The sequence below is a fragment of the Maribacter sp. BPC-D8 genome, from assembly GCF_035207705.1.
Lineage (GTDB): Bacteria > Bacteroidota > Bacteroidia > Flavobacteriales > Flavobacteriaceae > Maribacter.
The window spans coordinates 1,454,890-1,470,310 of sequence record NZ_CP128187.1 but is presented as its reverse complement, the minus strand read 5'-3'; the positions used below and the strand labels follow the sequence as shown (position 1 = coordinate 1,470,310).

Below are 15,421 nucleotides of genomic sequence, written 5' to 3'. Positions count from 1 at the left end.
TTAGTAGTGTTAAACTTCAGATCAAAGTCCTAGTAAATATACCAAAATAAAACGCCATATGTAATTCTGTAAATGAGGGCTCTGGTTGAGTATATCGCACAACACCTAATAAATGACCTTATTGTTCGAATTCTAAATTTTAGACAGCCCTCATTTGTAAAATATATAATTTAATGCTCCATTTTTCGTTATTACTCAAATCCCAAAGTTTTAAAAATTTCGAATTATGAAAAACCTAGCCTATAAAGTACTCCTAACCTCTGCATTTTTTTCAATAATGGCATGTAGTTCTACCAATAGAATGACGATGGGTATTACCCAACCAGCCGAAGTGCCGATACCAAACAATGTAATTAATATAGGTATTGTAAACAGAAGTAGTGCTTCAGAAAAGAATAAGGTTGTAGATAATATTGACAAGATTTTATCTTTAGAAGGACTTAATTTAGATAAGGAAGGTGCTCAAAATGCTGTAATGGGACTCAAATATGAACTAGAGCGTAGTAATCGATTTGATGCTGTTAAAGTAATTGAAAATCAAAAAGATATAGAAAAAGGATTAAGCATTTTTCCTTCAGAAATCTCTTGGGAAATTGTTGATAGAATTTGTAAGGAAAATGATGTAGACGTTCTATTTTCGTTAGAGTTTTATGACACTGATACAGCTGTCGATTATGAATTGACTACAATTAAAATACCTAATAATTTGGGTATTGATGCAAATGTACCAGGACATAGAATTAAACTAAATACCGCTATTAAAAACGGATGGAGAATCTATGACCCTTCAAATAGAACTATTATTGATAAGTTCGTTTCTAATGACAGAATATTTTCATCGGGTGAGGGAATCAACCCTGTTAAGGCATTAGAAGCTGTTATTGGTAGAAAAGAGGCTGTTTTAACAGTAAGTTCTAAATTAGGTGCGAACTATGCTCTTTTTACAAGACCTGAAAAAATTCGTATTGCTAGAGATTATTTTATAAAAGGAAGTAACAATTTAGAAATTGCCGATAGACGTGCAAAAGCTGGTGATTGGGATGGTGCCGCAGATTTATGGAATGCCGATTTAAACAATGTCAAAAGTAAAGTTGCCGGTAGAGCATATTACAATATGGCAATTAGCAACGAAATCAACGGTAACCTGAACAAGGCAATAGAATATGCTTCTAAAGCCTATACAGACTACGAAAATAAAGATGCTTTACGTTATGTAAATGTGCTAAAAAGAAGAGTTGTAAATCAACAAGAACTAAATCGTCAATTGGCGAAATAGTCTTAGCTAACGGCTTCTTTATATGTTGTTAAACAGCGTTCTCTAGCCATTTTGTGATCTACCATTTTTTCTGGGTATTTGTCAGTGCCAAATTCTTTAATCCAGGTTTTTATGTATTCTTTGTTCTTGTCGAATTTATCGACTTGTGTCATAGGGTTGAAAATTCTAAAATAAGGTGCAGCATCAACACCGCTACCTGCGGCCCACTGCCAATTGCCAACATTTGAACTCAATTCATAATCTAACAACTTTTCGGCAAAATAGGTTTCTCCCCAACGCCAATCTATTAAAAGATGTTTGCACAGAAAACTTGCTACTAGCATACGTACCCGATTATGCATATTACCGGTCTCATTTAGTTGGCGCATACCGGCATCTACCAAAAGATATCCTGTGGTTCCAGTTTTCCATTTTTCGAACTCCTCTTCATTATTTCGCCATTCTATACGGTCATATTTAGATCTAAAAGCATTATCTACAGTATGCGGAAAGTGGTAAAGAATAGTCATAAAAAATTCTCTCCATATCAATTCGCTCCAAAAAACCTTGTTATTCTCGGCGATAGCTTTTTTCATCATCTTTCGAACCGATACAGTGCCAAAACGTAAATGCGGACCTAGTAATGAAGTTCCGTTTTTAATAGCTGGAAAATCTCGTGTATCTTCATAATTATCTATTAGAGTAGGGGTGACATCATATTCAGGAACTTCTATTTTAGATTTCTCAAAACCGATATCGCTCAATGATAAATTTGGTAATCGAGAGTTTTTAATCAAATTAGCTAAATGCTGGCTGGTATAATGAATGACCAAATCTTTATCAGCACTAAAATGCTCTTGCCATTTATTCTTATAAGGTGTATAGACTACATATGGGTCTCCATCACCTTTAACAATTTCTGATTTCTCAAAAATAACTTGGTCTTTGAATGTCTTAAATTCAATAGAATTCTCCTTTAAAAAACTAGCAACATTTTCATCTCTTTCTTTTGCATAAGGCTCATAATCTCTATTGGTGATTACGGTCATTACATCGTATTCTTGAGTAAGACTTTCTAAAATAGCTATAGGTTTACCAAAATACATAGCTAAAGAGCTATCCTGCTCTTCTTGTAATTGATTTCTCATGTTCTGCAAGGTCTCATGTATGAATGTTAGCCTTGCATCATCTTTCGGTAATTTTGAAAGAATTTCTTTATCAAATATAAAAATGGGTAATACTGGGTATTCGCCTTTCAAAGCTTCAAGAAAGCCGACATTGTCGTCTAATCTTAAATCTCTTCTAAACCAAAATATAGATACTTTTTTAGACATTTAGTTGATGTTTAAAGTTGAGAGTCCGCCATCTACACCTATAATTTGTCCGGTCATCCATGTACTTTTATCACTCAAAAGAAAGACTGCTGTATTTGCAATATCTTCAGGATTTCCGACTCTTTTTAACGGATGACGTTCACTCATCATTTCACGTTTTTTATCATTGTTTAAAAGTCGTTTTGCTAAAGGTGTATCTACCAAAGATGGTGCTATAACATTTACTCGAATTTTAGGTGCATACTCTGCCGCCATTGACTTTGCAAAACCTTCAATAGCTCCTTTAGCAGCAGCTACACTAGTATGAAAGGGCATGCCTGTACCTACAGCAATAGTACTAAAAAAGACCATACTTGACCCTTCGTTCATCAATGAAATTATTCCTTTTACTATTTTAACCATAGCAAAGAAATTAAGTTCCATGTCGTCTTTTATGGTATCTAATGAAATCATTTTAAATGGCTTTAGATTTATACTGCCAGGGCAATAAACAAAGCCGTCAAGTTTTTCGGGTAATTGAGAAATATCTAGTTCGTCTTTAGTTACATCGAATTCGATATGAGTTATGTTTTCGTGCTGCAATGCTTCATCTGTTCGCGATGCAACAAATAGGTTATGCGTTTCTTGTAATTCTTTTACCATAGAAAGCCCAATACCATGAGACCCTCCAATTAATAATATATTTTTCATTTAAAAAGATTTTAGTTGAAGTTCATTAGGGATGGAATCTACTGTACCGAAAAGCTCTTTCAATTTGTCTTCTCTGAACTTAAATATTTCCATCAACTGTTTTTTTACGATGATAGGATGCGCTAACTGACCCAAAAAACCGAAAGGAATTTTATAATCTATAATATCTTCCATGATAACACCTTCATCTATTTCATTGATAAAGTGCTTATGGTGCCAAAGTGCATATGGTCCGAATCTTTGCTCATCGACAAAATAATTACCTTGATCTACGTGGGTTATTTCAGTTACCCATTTTGTAGTATAACCAGGAAAAGGAGATACCTTATACTGTATAATCTGCCCAGGAAACATTTCTCTATCTGCTCCCGAAAGAATATTGAATCCCATATGTTCAGGAGTAATAACTTTTAAATTTGCTGGGTCTGATAAAAACTCCCACGCTTTTTTTTTGTCAATAGGTAGGGCTTGTTTTGAATGTAATTGATATAATTTCATGCACGCAGGTTTAATAAAGACAGACTATTTAAATGTCTAACAATAATCAAAAATAGTTAAACAATATTAAAAATGCTTTGTAATAACCTTAAAAATTGACTTTATCGATTAAATTGAATTTAGGTCACTAAAATACAGGTGATTAACATTATTCTAGCTTATTTTGCAACAATGAAACTTTTTGTTCAACAGTTGGGGCTTATTATTCTATTCATTTGTACAGCTGCTGTAGCTGCGCAAGAGAATGTACAAACTGTTGGTGAGTTGCCCGATGATGTATTTGAAACATCGGGGTTAATATATTTTAACGGCAATTTAATTACCCATAATGATTCGGGTAACGAAGCTGTACTCTATGAGTTAGATACATTGACGCTATCTATACAGAGAAGAGTGAATGTTACGAATATTCAAAATATTGATTGGGAGGCGATTTCTCAAGATGATGAATATATCTATATCGGTGATTTTGGAAATAATGTGGGTACAAGAACTGACTTAGCGGTTCATAGAATTTTAAAAGAAGAGTATCTAAGTTCTAATACCGTTACCGCAACGACTATAAATTTTTCTTATGAGGATCAGCAAGTATTCGAAAATAATGGAAATAGTGATTGGGATGCAGAAGCATTTTTTGTTATTGATGATAGAATAGTGGTATTAACTAAACAATGGCAATCTCTTGGGTCAGTGGCTTATGAATTTTCTAAATTTCCTGGAACGTACACGGCAAGTATTGTCGGGAATATTGAGGAAGTAGGTTTGATTACCGATGCAACTTATGATGCAGAATCAAACAGATTGGTTGTAATTGGATATTCTTCGATATTGAGTCCGTTTGTAGGTGTGGTAGATCACTTAAATTTTAATGCTGTTTTTGAAGGATACGCACAACAGTCTTTAGGGCTCAATTTTATACAAGCTGAAGGACTAACGCAAACCGGTTCGAGCAGTTATTTCTTTTCTTCGGAATATTATTCAAGGCAAGCGCCTACCATTGAATCGCCATCACGGTTATTTTCTTTTCAGATTCCGGATGTTGTGACAGAGGAGCCGGAAGAGCCAGAGAATCCTGAAGAGCCTGAAACTCCAGAGGAGCCAGAAAATCCTGAGACTCCAGAGGAACCTGAAAACCCTGAAGAAACTGAAAATCCTGAAAATCCAATAATACCTGTAGTTCCTGAGAATTCTAATGAAGAGGGTAAATTGATTATCTACAGAGATAGCTCTTCAAACCTTTACCATTATTCTATTGCCACAGATAAAAGAGTTTTTGGACAAGTTATTTATGACTTAACTGGAAAGGAAGTATGGCAAAAATCAGGAGGGATCAATAAAAATGGTATCATCTCTCACCATTTAGAATCTTCAATATATTATTTGGCTTTGTATTTAGAAGATGGTGTAATTGCAACATCTTTTGCTGTTTACTAATAATGAGCTAAGTATTTAAGAATTTGTTAACATTTCAACCTCTCCTTTATAAGTAGTTTTGCGGTAAATAACTAATCAGCAAAATTATCATGAACAAAGTAGTACTATTTTTATTGGCAATTGTAGCTTCCTTAACTGTTGAAGCACAAATAAATACACCAGCACCAAGTCCGGCAGCTAAATTAATGCAGACTGTAGGTTTAACAGAAGTAAGCATTGACTATTCTAGACCTTCTATGAGAGATAGAAAAGTATTTGGTAACCTTGTACCTTTTGACAAATTATGGAGAACAGGAGCGAACGGATTCACTTTAGTAACTTTTGACGCTGACGTAACTATAGGTGGTAAAGAAGTTAAAGCAGGAACATATTCTATTTTCACTAAACCAGGAGCTTCTGCATGGGAAGTTTTTATCTACACTGATACTGTTGGTGGTGGTACTCCAAGCAAATGGGAAGAAAGCAAGGTAGTTGCTCAATTATCTGTACCAGTTTACAATATTGAAATGCCTGTTGAAACTTTTACGATCACTTTTGATGACGTAACTTCTAACGGAGCAAATATTGGTATCATTTGGGAGAATACTTATGTAGCAATTCCTTTTACTGTTGGTACAGATGCTACTGTAATGAGCAGTATCGATAAAGCCTTAAACGGACCAACTGCTGAAGATTATTATGCATCTGCAGTATACTATTCTAGTGAAGGTAAAGATATTAAGAAAGCGAAAGAATGGATGGACAAGGCGATGTCAATGACTGACAAGCCTGCATTCTGGCAACTAAGACAACAGTCTTTGATTTTAGCGAAAGCTGGTGATAAAAAAGGAGCAATCGAAGCTGCTAAAAAATCATTAACAGGTGCTACTGCAGCTGGTAACAATGATTATATTAAAATGAACAACGAGTCAATTAAAGAATGGAGTTCTAAGTAATTAGAATCTTAATAAAACTTAAAAAGTCCGTGTTGTAAAACACGGACTTTTTTTATGAAAAATATTTTAAGTTTTATTCAAAAACTTTGACGCCGTCATCAATAGCTAAATGATAGTAATCGGCATCAATACCAGTTTGTTCTTTGTACTGTTCTAATAAAGATTTTATACTTATATCTAGTTTTTCAGTCTTCATTAAATTAATCGTGCAACCACCGAAGCCGCCACCCATCATTCTAGAACCAAGTACACCGTCTAAGCTTTCACCAATTTTGACCAAAGCGTCTAATTCGCTTGTGGTTATTTCATATTGTGTAGACATCGCCCAATGACCTTCTTTAAGTACGGCACCAACTTCTTGTGCATCACCATTTGTCAATGCCTTAATCATTTTGCGAACACGGTCGTTTTCTTCGATAACATATATTGCACGTTTACAGTCTGTTTCATCGGCTATATCAGATACTTTTTTTACATCTACAATTGTAACGTCGCGTAATGAGGTGATTTCAGGTCTATATTTTTGTACTTCTTTAACGATATTCTCACAAGAAATACGACGCTTATTGTATTCAGAATCAACCGCTAAGTTGTGCTTTATATTAGAATTCACTAATACCCAGCTATAACCCTCTAAATTAATAGGTATGTAGTTATGACTCAAATCTTTACAGTCTAAGAAAAATGCATTTCCCTTTTTTCCGAAGAGCACGGCATATTGATCCATTAATCCGCAATTGAGTCCGATTTTATGCTCGGCTTCTTGTGCGATCAATGCAATTTCTTCTCTTGAAATATCTTGACCAGATACTTTGGTTACTGCATAGATAAATCCGCAACAAAGTGCTGCAGAGGAAGAGAGGCCTGATCCAATAGGAATATCGCCCCCAAAAACACAATCCATACCTTTTAAGGGATAATTTTTGGTTACTAGAATTTCAATTATTGCCTTAAAATAATTTCCCCAAAATGATTCAAAACTTTTATGGTCGCCATTAAGCTCAAATTCTATTTTTTCCGGTTGAGTTAAAAAGGTCTCTATACGAATGGTATGATCATTGTTGCTAGAAACGGCAAAATAAATACCTTTTTCTATAGAAGCTGGCAATACTAGACCTTGATTATAATCTGTATGCTCGCCTATCAAGTTTATTCTACCGGGAGCTTTTATGAGAATAGGGTCATTACCATAATTCTCTATAAAATAAGACGCAATTGTTTTATCTATCATTAAAATTTTTCTGAAATACTTTAATTTTTAGCTTGTGGTCAAAGGCTTTTTAAGCATTCGATCAAAGGCTTCAAATATAAACGATATTAATATGACTATAGCGGCACCAAAAAAGTTAAGCCATAGATATCCTAATTTTTCTTGTCCTGATGGGTAAATATGTATCAAGTAGTAGTAAATAATACAAATAATTACCTGTGTTACCACTGCTGCAAAGAATACAGCATTCCCTTTTATAAACTTAAAGAAAAATGCGATTAAGAATATACCTAAAACATTTCCGTAAAATATACTACCAATGATATTTACTAATTGAATTAAATTATCAAATAAGTTTGCTACGCAGGCAATTAATATGGCGACAATACCCCAAATTAAAGTAAAGAATTTAGAAGCTTTTACATAATGCTCTTCTGAAAGATTTTCGGTTGCTCTATTGCGCTTATATAAGTCTAATGCGGTAATAGTACCTAGTGCATTTAACTCTGATGCTGTTGATGACATTGCTGCAGATAAAATTACAGCTAATAGCAACCCAACTAAACCTGTGGGTAAATTATTAAGTATAAAGTGTATAAAGACATAATCTTTATCGTTGGTTTCAACTGCATCATTTGCCTGACTAATTAAAGATTTGGCAGCTATTCGATTGGTGCTATCTTTTTGATTAATACGTATAATTTGCTTTTTAGCTTCTTCAACTGCTGAAAATTCTTTTATTTCTAATGCTGCTGAAAACTTATTTTGAGCAATTCTTTTTTCAGCTTCTAACGCTACTTGCCCTTCTTGAAGTAGCCTGTAATCTTCGGCATAACTTGACTCCATTACTGCCTGTGTCGCAGACGGATTAAAATTTAATGGCGAAGGATTGTATTGATAAAAGACAAATACCATTACACCTACCAAAAGAATAAAGAACTGCATAGGTATTTTAAGAACAGCATTGAAAATAAGACCTAGTTGACTTTCTCTTACAGATTTACCAGATAAATACCGTTGTACCTGACTTTGATCTGTACCGAAATAAGCTAGAAATAAGAAAAGCCCGCCTGTTATACCACTCCAAAATGTGTATCTACTAGAGGTATCTAAATCAAAATTTAATATTTCTAATTTATTGCTGGCGCCGGCAATTTTCATGGCTTTACTAAAGGTAATGTCAGAAGGTAAGTATCCTAATATAAAAAAGAAGGTGATGAACATACCCGTCATGATAATGAACATCTGTTGTTTTTGAGTTACACTAACAGCTTTTGTTCCACCAGATACTGTATATATAATTACAAGAGTACCAAGAATAACGTTCAGTGTGCGTAAATCCCAACCAAGTACGGCAGATAAAATGATAGAAGGAGCAAAAATAGTAATACCTGCAGCTAGACCTCTTTGAATTAAGAACAGTACTGCGGCTAATGAACGGGTTTTAAGATCAAACCGTCCTTCTAAAAATTCATAGGCAGTGTATACCTTCATTTTATGGTATAGCGGAACAAATACCATACAGATGATAATCATTGCAAAGGGCAGTCCGAAATAGAACTGAACAAAACCCATACCATCATGAAATGCTTGACCCGGAGTAGATAAAAAGGTTATAGCACTGGCTTGAGTCGCCATTACTGATAAACCTATTGTCCACCATTTAGAATCATTACCGCCACGAACGTAGTCATCTACGTTCTTACTTCCTTTGGTTTTCCAAACTCCGTATATTACGATAAAGAGAAGTGTGCCGATAAGAATAATCCAATCTAATCCTTCCATATTAATTGAATGAAGTCATTACGTAATAGAAAATAAGAACATATATAAGATTGAGCACCAACACAATGGTGTACTCTTTTTTCCAAGTTTTATTTTCGTCACGTTCGTTGCTCATCCTTTGATTTTGGCTTTTGTTTCAACTTTATCTTTTCCAACAGAAAGCATATTAGAAAATAATTTGTAAGCTCCAGGAACACCTACCGGTAATTCTCTAAAAAAGCTCAGTCCGGTATAAATATAGTTTCCCTTTCCATACGGGGCAATTAAAAGGCTACCTTTTGTTGATTCTTCGCCTTCGTCATGCATTTCTAAAACAGGTGTAAATTCTGCACTCCATTTATTAGGAAAGTATAATCCTCGTTCTTGAACCCAACCATCAAAATCACTCTCGCTAATTTCATTCGGAAAATGTACGAGTGAATTATCTTTTGCTATTATTTTTACATCAGAATTCTCATTCGTTACTCGGTCTCTTGAAATTTCTATGTCGTAAGGTGCTATATTTTCGAATTGAGAACCCCATCTACTTGCTGTGTTGTATTGCACAATTACTGTACCACCATTTTTGGCATAATCTAGAATAAATCGTTGTTTAAATTTCAGTTCATCTACTACGTTATAGGCTCTAATACCTAATACAACGGCATCATATTTTTTTAATGATTCTTTTGTAATAGTTGCAGGGTCAATTAATTGAACATTATATCCAATTTGTTCTAAACTCGTAGGTACTTCATCACCGGCACCCATAATATAACCTATATTTTCTCCTGCCTTTTGAATGTTTAATCGAACTACTTTGGTTTCTGAAGGAAGTAATATAGTTTGCGTGGGTACATGATCATAAGCAATAGTTACCATTTCTTTGGTAATTTCTTTACCGTTCAGTTTTACAATAGGGGAGATGCTACTTTCATTTTCTGTAGCTGGCGGACTCAATGTAAAATATACGGTTTGCTCATCGCCTTTTTTGATGATTGAGAACGGTTGCGATTTTTTATCTACTTGCCACCCTGTTCCATACTTTAATTCAACTGTACCTGAAATACTGTCTTTATGTGCTTTAATAGTAACAGGAATTCTTTTTTGCGATGCATCGGCAAATATCAATACCTTATCTGTAAAGCTTGCTGTTGCCTCTGGTACTACTTCAAAAGGCTGATAAATTTCTCCTTTATCGGGTTTTGCATATTTATAAACGACAGGTTTAGTAATAGGAATTGAAACACCGTTGATGTTCAAATTAAAAGTAGCATTAAATGCCCGTGGTGTTTCTGGTTTGCCAATTAAGTCGGTATTCTTTACGGTGTATGTTCCTAAAGTTCCTTTTTCCATTAGCCAATACGGACTAGTGAAATCTGTGGAAGCTGGAATGTTTAATGCAATTTTCTTTTCAAACAATTCATTGTTGTTTAAAACAGTAGTATCAATGTTGCTATTCTGATCATTTAGAAATATCGATTTTAATTCAATATTTATATCACTTCTATTTAATGCTTGAATTTGAACATCGACGTTTTGACTAGGATTTGTATATCCTGTTTTTGTAAAAGCCTCTAAATGCAATCCGGTAATAGCTGAAATAATAGTGGTTAATTCTGCTGTTTTTAAGCTTTTCCAATGTTCGTCAGATACATTTTGTAATAACTGATATGCTTCAAGTAATTTTGGTAAATGTGATGTAGGATTTTTGAAATTGAAATTATCTTGTACATCGTAAAGAATTGCACCGATTGCTTTTCCTCCTTCAATTCTAGACCAACTAGTATCGATACCATCAAAAAGGTTTGACTTGTCTTTTGGTAAATCTCCTTTTAATAATTCAACATATTCATCTTCTGTGCCTCTAGAGCTTAGTCTTCCAAAACCTTGGCATAAGTGCTGACTGCTAGCTAATGAAGCTATTTCGTTGTTAGACATGCCTAACATAGGGTAGTAGGTACCTACATCCATATGTAACATGTTAGATTTATCTGCCTCTTTAAATTTTTCTTCGCTACCGTAGAACCACCACGATGTATTAAAAAATAATCGTTTTGGTTGCCAAGTATTTGTCGATGCCAATTGCTCTGGGTAAGCATTTGAATCATTTGCTAGATCAAATGCCTCGAAGCTTAACATTGCCGAAGAGGTATGATGACCATGTGTAGTACCGGGAGTTCTGTGATCAAATCTATTAATGATAACATCTGGTTTAAACTTGCGTATGGTTCTAACCACATCGCCAAGAATAGCTTCTTTATTCCAAATTTCTAAGGTTTCACTTGGTTGTTTTGAGTAACCAAAATCATTAGCACGACTAAAGAACTGTTCGCCACCATCAACTCTTCTTGCAGCAAGTAATTCCTGTGTTCGAAGCACACCTAAAAGTTCACGTAATTCTGGACCAATTAAATTCTGACCTCCATCACCTCTGGTAAGCGATAAATACCCTGTTCTTGCTTTAACATCGTTAGATAAATATGATATTAAACGGGTGTTTTCATCATCTGGGTGCGCCGCTATATAAAGTGCGGTACCTAAAAAATTAAGCTTTTCAATGGAGTGGTAAATGTCGGTTGCAGAACTATTCTTAGGGGTTTGGGCTTTCAGGGAGCCGAGTACAAAGATACTGCAGGTTATTAGCCCTAATAAATATCGCATTTCAAGTTGGTTTTGGTAGTAATTCCAAATATAATAAGATAAGTACCTAAGCTCACTTTTTTTAACGACTTCTTTAACAGAATCAAACAATTTGTTCTTCCTCTTCTTCTGTATTTAAAAATTCGCCTTGTTGGTAGGTAGAGATTAGTATAACCCCTTTTTGAAGTACAAGGTTATTTGGGTAGGTTAAAATTTCACCGTTGCTTCTTCTTAAATGTAAATGGAATGCTCTAATATCTTCAATTACGAATTTGTCTAAATCGGTATTGTTCGGGTCAAGCAATTCTTTATCTAAAATACGAATAGTATTCCCAATTTTAAAGGGGAATGAAAAGAAGATGATGACACCTGCAGTGATATTACTTAGTATAGACCACTGCGCAAATAATGCTACGCCGATTACAGCAAAAACCGATGATAACATAACGCCTAAATCTCTGTAGTTTACACTCCATACCAGGGTTAAAACTACCACTGCGATAATAGTTAGCGCAATGTTTGTAAACTTTAGTATTAGATTGGTACGTACAGGATTGTAATCACTTATCTTACTTACCTTTCTTATCGCCGTGGCAAATAAAACTTTTAAAACAAGAATAACAATTAAAACAATGAGACTATATATTAACTCATTGTAATGCTCATTAATAAACTCTTTCATATGCTATAACCCTAAACTATCGCGCAAAGATAAATCCTTATTCGATTTCTGCTGCCAATAGGGTGTTGTAATCCTGTTAATTCTTGTAGCTTTTGAAGTTAAAACTTTTTTGTTGTCGCCAAACCCATCATGAAAGGTGTCTGTCCAGCTTTCTATTACATATGGAAATTTGTTTTCAAACATTATTTTTAAAGTACGTTCTAACTGCGGATAGTTAATCTCATAAGTATTCATTCCATCTTTTTCAGTTAAAGAAGTGATTGCCTTGTAAGCCTTGAATTCTTCATGAGTTGTTCTGATAAACTCTAATGACGGAATCATGTTTATTTCACCGATAGGTAGATTTTCTGGATTTACTCTGATTTTATTCCAGATTTCATTTTCTAATACAGCTTTCTTTATTTGGTAATTTTGATCACCTTCAGATTCAAAATAAGAATGACTCATAATTTCGAAATCATCTTTATTGTTTAATTGTGCGTATACATGACCACACCATTCTTGTGCAGAAAACGATACTTTAAGCGCATGTTGATTATCATATACAGGATAGAAGCTACTCGTCATAATAGAGTAGGGGTAAATACCCGTAATGTAGTTTTTGGTGGTATTCAATTTTAAAACAGGAATGTTGCTTTTGTTGCTATTATCTGCCTTCACTTGAGCACCTGGTAAAAATGGTTCAGTTACATAAATCAATACAGCACTACCTGCTCTCATCTCGCCATATCTAGCTTGCTCTAAATTGTAAGAAGTTATTTCTGCAGTACCGTTATACCAATAGTCTTTAAATTCTTGAGAAAGTTCTTTTTTAGGAGCTTCTGTTTTTATTTCAGTGGTTGACATGGCTAGAGTGTCACTATTACTTTCAGGTTTTTCTTTGCAGCTAGATAGGAGTATTACTAACCCGAAAATGCTGTAAACTGCCTTGTTTAGTTTTAATAGTTTCATGCCTGTCATAATTTAAAATTATTCTATGTTACCAATTGTAATAAGGTTTCATAAACTAGCTGTGTTGGTAGACCAACTACGTTAGTATATGAACCTTTTATCTCTTCAATACCTATGAGTCCTATCCATTCTTGAATACCATATGCACCTGCTTTATCGTAAGGTTGATATTCATTTATATAATGTTGAATTTCATTTTCTGATAAATTCTTGAACTTCACTTCAGTTATTGAATGCTGAACTATCTGTCGTTCAGTAGTCGTAAAACATACAGAAGAAATTACCTGATGCCAGTCACCAGATAGTTTTTTAAGCATTGATTCAGCTTCTATACTATCTTCTGCTTTGGCTAAAGATTCGTTATTATGCCAAACAACAGTGTCTGAGGTTATTAAAATATCTTTTGGCTGTAAATCTGGTTTAAATATTTCTGCCTTCAATTTAGCTAGGTAATCTGATATTTCAGCTCCTTTTAATTCAACAGGATAGACTTCATCTACAGATTTAATACGGACTTCAAAATCAAGTTCCATATCCTTAAAGAACTGATGTCTTCTTGGTGAGCCAGATGCCAGAATTAAATGATATTCCTTTAATTTATTCTTCAACATAAACTAATCGTTTGCAGCACTAAAATGGCTTGTCCAATCTCCTCGCACTTTTAAAACTTGCTCGATCACATCACGTACACAACCATGACCACCGTTTATGTGCGAAATGTATTGACTTATACTTTTTACTTCTGCAACAGCATTTTGTGGGCAAGCAGCTATTGCAACTGCTTGCATTGGTGGAATATCTGGTATGTCATCACCCATGAATAAAACATTCTCTGCATCAATATGGTAGAGGTCCATGTACTCTTCTAAAGCATCCATCTTATAATGAGCTCCCATATAAATATCTGTTACACCGAGAGCACTTAATCTGGTACGAACACCTTCATTTGTTCCTCCGGTAATAATACAAACATTATAACCTTTTTTTAAAGCTACTTTTAAGGCATAACCGTCTTTCACATTCATTGTACGTAGCAATTCTCCTTCACTAGTAACTAATAGACTGCCATCTGTAAATACACCATCAACATCAAAAATAAATGTGGTAATGTCATTTAAATATTCCTTATAACTCTTTTCCATGCTTTTCTTTAATTGCGTTGCTTAATAGGGTGTAAAGTTCCCGTTGGTGTTTGTCTTTTATGATTTGTAAATGATTGTGTAATGTTTGTTGGTCTCCACGTTTTGCAGGTCCCGTTTGGGCTTGCAATGGTGTTAACGTATCTAACTTCGCAGCAGTTTCTTTGATTAAAGGTTGTAATAACTTGAAATCAATTTTATGTTCTTCGCAAATTTCAGAACCGATCGTGTACATGTAATTCGTGAAATTATTTACAAATACTGCTGCTACATGAAGGGTTTTTCGTTGTTCAGAATCTATTTCAACTACTGTATTACTTAGTGTTTTACCAAGCTGTTTTATTAAATTAAGGTCATTCTCATTTCTTGCTTCTACACAAATAGGAATTTCATCAAATGCAATAATTTTACCTTTTGTAAAAGTCTGTAAAGGGTAAAAAATACCTGGTCTTTTTGCAGATTTTAATGCTTCTAGAGAAGTCGCGCCAGAAGTATGTACTAACACTCCATCAATATCTTTAAAATTATCGCCAACTAATTTAATAGCGTCGTCTGATATTGCAAGTATGTAAACATCTGCAGTCGCAATATTATTAAAGGTGGTAGAAACAGCAATGTTGTTCTTTACAAAAGCCAGATGTTCTGGGTTTCTACCAATTACTTGCTTAATGTTTACATCATCTGATTTTTCAAATGCTTGATAAAGATTTTGAGCTACATTTCCTGTACCAACTATAACGACTGATATCATGTAGCAAAAGTACAAAGTTTATAGAAGCCTTGTTGTATTAAAATTAACAGTTTTGTTGAAGTTTAAAAGCGGCAAAAGCCATCCGTAAATGATGAAAAGGCCTTATTTTTGCATCTTGAAAATCAACTCCTATCT

The 15,421-nt window shown here is 34.3% G+C and carries 14 protein-coding genes; 3 read left to right on the top strand and 11 right to left on the bottom strand.

Annotation, left to right across the window (positions count from 1 at the left end):
• Positions 1 to 226: 226 nt before the first annotated feature.
• Positions 227 to 1,276 (top strand): DUF6340 family protein, encoded by a 1,050-nt coding sequence (locus QSV08_RS06670; RefSeq protein WP_324027628.1) that lies wholly within the window; start codon positions 227 to 229, stop codon positions 1,274 to 1,276.
• Positions 1,277 to 1,278: 2 nt separating this feature from the next.
• On the opposite strand, the gene QSV08_RS06665 is transcribed toward QSV08_RS06670, so the two are convergent.
• The 3 genes from QSV08_RS06665 to QSV08_RS06655 are packed head-to-tail and all read right to left on the bottom strand — an operon-like array spanning position 1,279 to position 3,777.
• Positions 1,279 to 2,589 carry a cryptochrome/photolyase family protein gene (locus QSV08_RS06665; protein ID WP_324027627.1) on the bottom strand — a complete coding sequence of 437 codons (1,311 nt, stop codon included), beginning with the start codon at positions 2,587 to 2,589 and terminating at the stop codon, positions 1,279 to 1,281.
• Positions 2,590 to 3,279: an SDR family NAD(P)-dependent oxidoreductase gene (locus QSV08_RS06660; RefSeq protein WP_324027626.1), complete on the bottom strand. Its 690-nt coding sequence runs from the start codon at positions 3,277 to 3,279 to the stop codon at positions 2,590 to 2,592.
• Positions 3,280 to 3,777, bottom strand: a complete 498-nt coding sequence (locus QSV08_RS06655) for an SRPBCC family protein (RefSeq protein ID WP_324027625.1) — start codon at positions 3,775 to 3,777, stop codon at positions 3,280 to 3,282.
• Positions 3,778 to 3,948: 171 nt separating this feature from the next.
• Between QSV08_RS06655 and QSV08_RS06650 the strand changes: the two genes are divergently transcribed.
• Both QSV08_RS06650 and QSV08_RS06645 read left to right on the top strand, forming a co-directional pair.
• A complete protein-coding gene (locus QSV08_RS06650) occupies positions 3,949 to 5,211 on the top strand; it encodes a hypothetical protein (RefSeq protein WP_324027624.1) in 1,263 nt (420 codons plus the stop codon).
• A gap of 89 nt (positions 5,212 to 5,300) precedes the next feature.
• Positions 5,301 to 6,146 carry a DUF2911 domain-containing protein gene (locus QSV08_RS06645; protein WP_324027623.1) on the top strand — a complete coding sequence of 282 codons (846 nt, stop codon included), beginning with the start codon at positions 5,301 to 5,303 and terminating at the stop codon, positions 6,144 to 6,146.
• A 73-nt stretch (positions 6,147 to 6,219) separates the two neighbouring features.
• On the opposite strand, the gene galK is transcribed toward QSV08_RS06645, so the two are convergent.
• The 8 genes from galK to QSV08_RS06605 all read right to left on the bottom strand — a co-directional run bounded on the left by galK (position 6,220) and on the right by QSV08_RS06605 (position 15,286).
• The gene (gene galK / locus QSV08_RS06640) at positions 6,220 to 7,377 is read right to left on the bottom strand and encodes a galactokinase (protein WP_324027622.1); all 1,158 of its coding nucleotides are present in this window, start codon (positions 7,375 to 7,377) and stop codon (positions 6,220 to 6,222) included.
• A 27-nt stretch (positions 7,378 to 7,404) separates the two neighbouring features.
• The gene (locus tag QSV08_RS06635; RefSeq protein ID WP_324027621.1) at positions 7,405 to 9,141 is read right to left on the bottom strand and encodes a sodium:solute symporter; all 1,737 of its coding nucleotides are present in this window, start codon (positions 9,139 to 9,141) and stop codon (positions 7,405 to 7,407) included.
• Between the two features lie 111 nt (positions 9,142 to 9,252).
• Positions 9,253 to 11,784 carry a PIG-L family deacetylase gene (locus tag QSV08_RS06630; protein ID WP_324027620.1) on the bottom strand — a complete coding sequence of 844 codons (2,532 nt, stop codon included), beginning with the start codon at positions 11,782 to 11,784 and terminating at the stop codon, positions 9,253 to 9,255.
• 82 nt (positions 11,785 to 11,866) lie between these two features.
• A complete protein-coding gene (locus QSV08_RS06625; protein WP_324027619.1) occupies positions 11,867 to 12,445 on the bottom strand; it encodes a mechanosensitive ion channel domain-containing protein in 579 nt (192 codons plus the stop codon).
• 3 nt (positions 12,446 to 12,448) lie between these two features.
• Complete coding sequence (locus QSV08_RS06620) at positions 12,449 to 13,396, bottom strand: septum formation inhibitor Maf (protein ID WP_324027618.1); 948 nt, start codon at positions 13,394 to 13,396, stop codon at positions 12,449 to 12,451.
• 23 nt (positions 13,397 to 13,419) lie between these two features.
• Positions 13,420 to 14,007 carry a Maf family nucleotide pyrophosphatase gene (locus QSV08_RS06615; RefSeq protein WP_324027617.1) on the bottom strand — a complete coding sequence of 196 codons (588 nt, stop codon included), beginning with the start codon at positions 14,005 to 14,007 and terminating at the stop codon, positions 13,420 to 13,422.
• A 3-nt stretch (positions 14,008 to 14,010) separates the two neighbouring features.
• On the bottom strand, positions 14,011 to 14,538 hold the full coding sequence (locus QSV08_RS06610; protein WP_324027616.1) for a KdsC family phosphatase: 528 nt from the start codon (positions 14,536 to 14,538) through the stop codon (positions 14,011 to 14,013).
• Positions 14,522 to 15,286: a Rossmann-like and DUF2520 domain-containing protein gene (locus QSV08_RS06605; protein ID WP_324027615.1), complete on the bottom strand. Its 765-nt coding sequence runs from the start codon at positions 15,284 to 15,286 to the stop codon at positions 14,522 to 14,524. Before QSV08_RS06605 ends, QSV08_RS06610 begins: the two co-directional genes overlap by 17 nt.
• Positions 15,287 to 15,421: the final 135 nt, after the last annotated feature.

What these genes read in the sequence shown, in the direction of transcription:
- QSV08_RS06620 (WP_324027618.1), bottom strand. Translation starts at nt 13,396, where the DNA reads ATGAAACTATTAAAACTAAACAAGGCAGTTTACAGCATTTTCGGGTTA.
- QSV08_RS06630 (WP_324027620.1), bottom strand. Translation starts at nt 11,784, where the DNA reads ATGCGATATTTATTAGGGCTAATAACCTGCAGTATCTTTGTACTCGGC.
- QSV08_RS06650 (WP_324027624.1), top strand. Translation starts at nt 3,949, where the DNA reads ATGAAACTTTTTGTTCAACAGTTGGGGCTTATTATTCTATTCATTTGT.
- QSV08_RS06655 (WP_324027625.1), bottom strand. Translation starts at nt 3,777, where the DNA reads ATGAAATTATATCAATTACATTCAAAACAAGCCCTACCTATTGACAAA.
- QSV08_RS06660 (WP_324027626.1), bottom strand. Translation starts at nt 3,279, where the DNA reads ATGAAAAATATATTATTAATTGGAGGGTCTCATGGTATTGGGCTTTCT.
- QSV08_RS06625 (WP_324027619.1), bottom strand. Translation starts at nt 12,445, where the DNA reads ATGAAAGAGTTTATTAATGAGCATTACAATGAGTTAATATATAGTCTC.
- QSV08_RS06645 (WP_324027623.1), top strand. Translation starts at nt 5,301, where the DNA reads ATGAACAAAGTAGTACTATTTTTATTGGCAATTGTAGCTTCCTTAACT.
- QSV08_RS06615 (WP_324027617.1), bottom strand. Translation starts at nt 14,007, where the DNA reads ATGTTGAAGAATAAATTAAAGGAATATCATTTAATTCTGGCATCTGGC.
- QSV08_RS06610 (WP_324027616.1), bottom strand. Translation starts at nt 14,538, where the DNA reads ATGGAAAAGAGTTATAAGGAATATTTAAATGACATTACCACATTTATT.
- QSV08_RS06665 (WP_324027627.1), bottom strand. Translation starts at nt 2,589, where the DNA reads ATGTCTAAAAAAGTATCTATATTTTGGTTTAGAAGAGATTTAAGATTA.
- galK (WP_324027622.1), bottom strand. Translation starts at nt 7,377, where the DNA reads ATGATAGATAAAACAATTGCGTCTTATTTTATAGAGAATTATGGTAAT.
- QSV08_RS06635 (WP_324027621.1), bottom strand. Translation starts at nt 9,141, where the DNA reads ATGGAAGGATTAGATTGGATTATTCTTATCGGCACACTTCTCTTTATC.
- QSV08_RS06605 (WP_324027615.1), bottom strand. Translation starts at nt 15,286, where the DNA reads ATGATATCAGTCGTTATAGTTGGTACAGGAAATGTAGCTCAAAATCTT.
- QSV08_RS06670 (WP_324027628.1), top strand. Translation starts at nt 227, where the DNA reads ATGAAAAACCTAGCCTATAAAGTACTCCTAACCTCTGCATTTTTTTCA.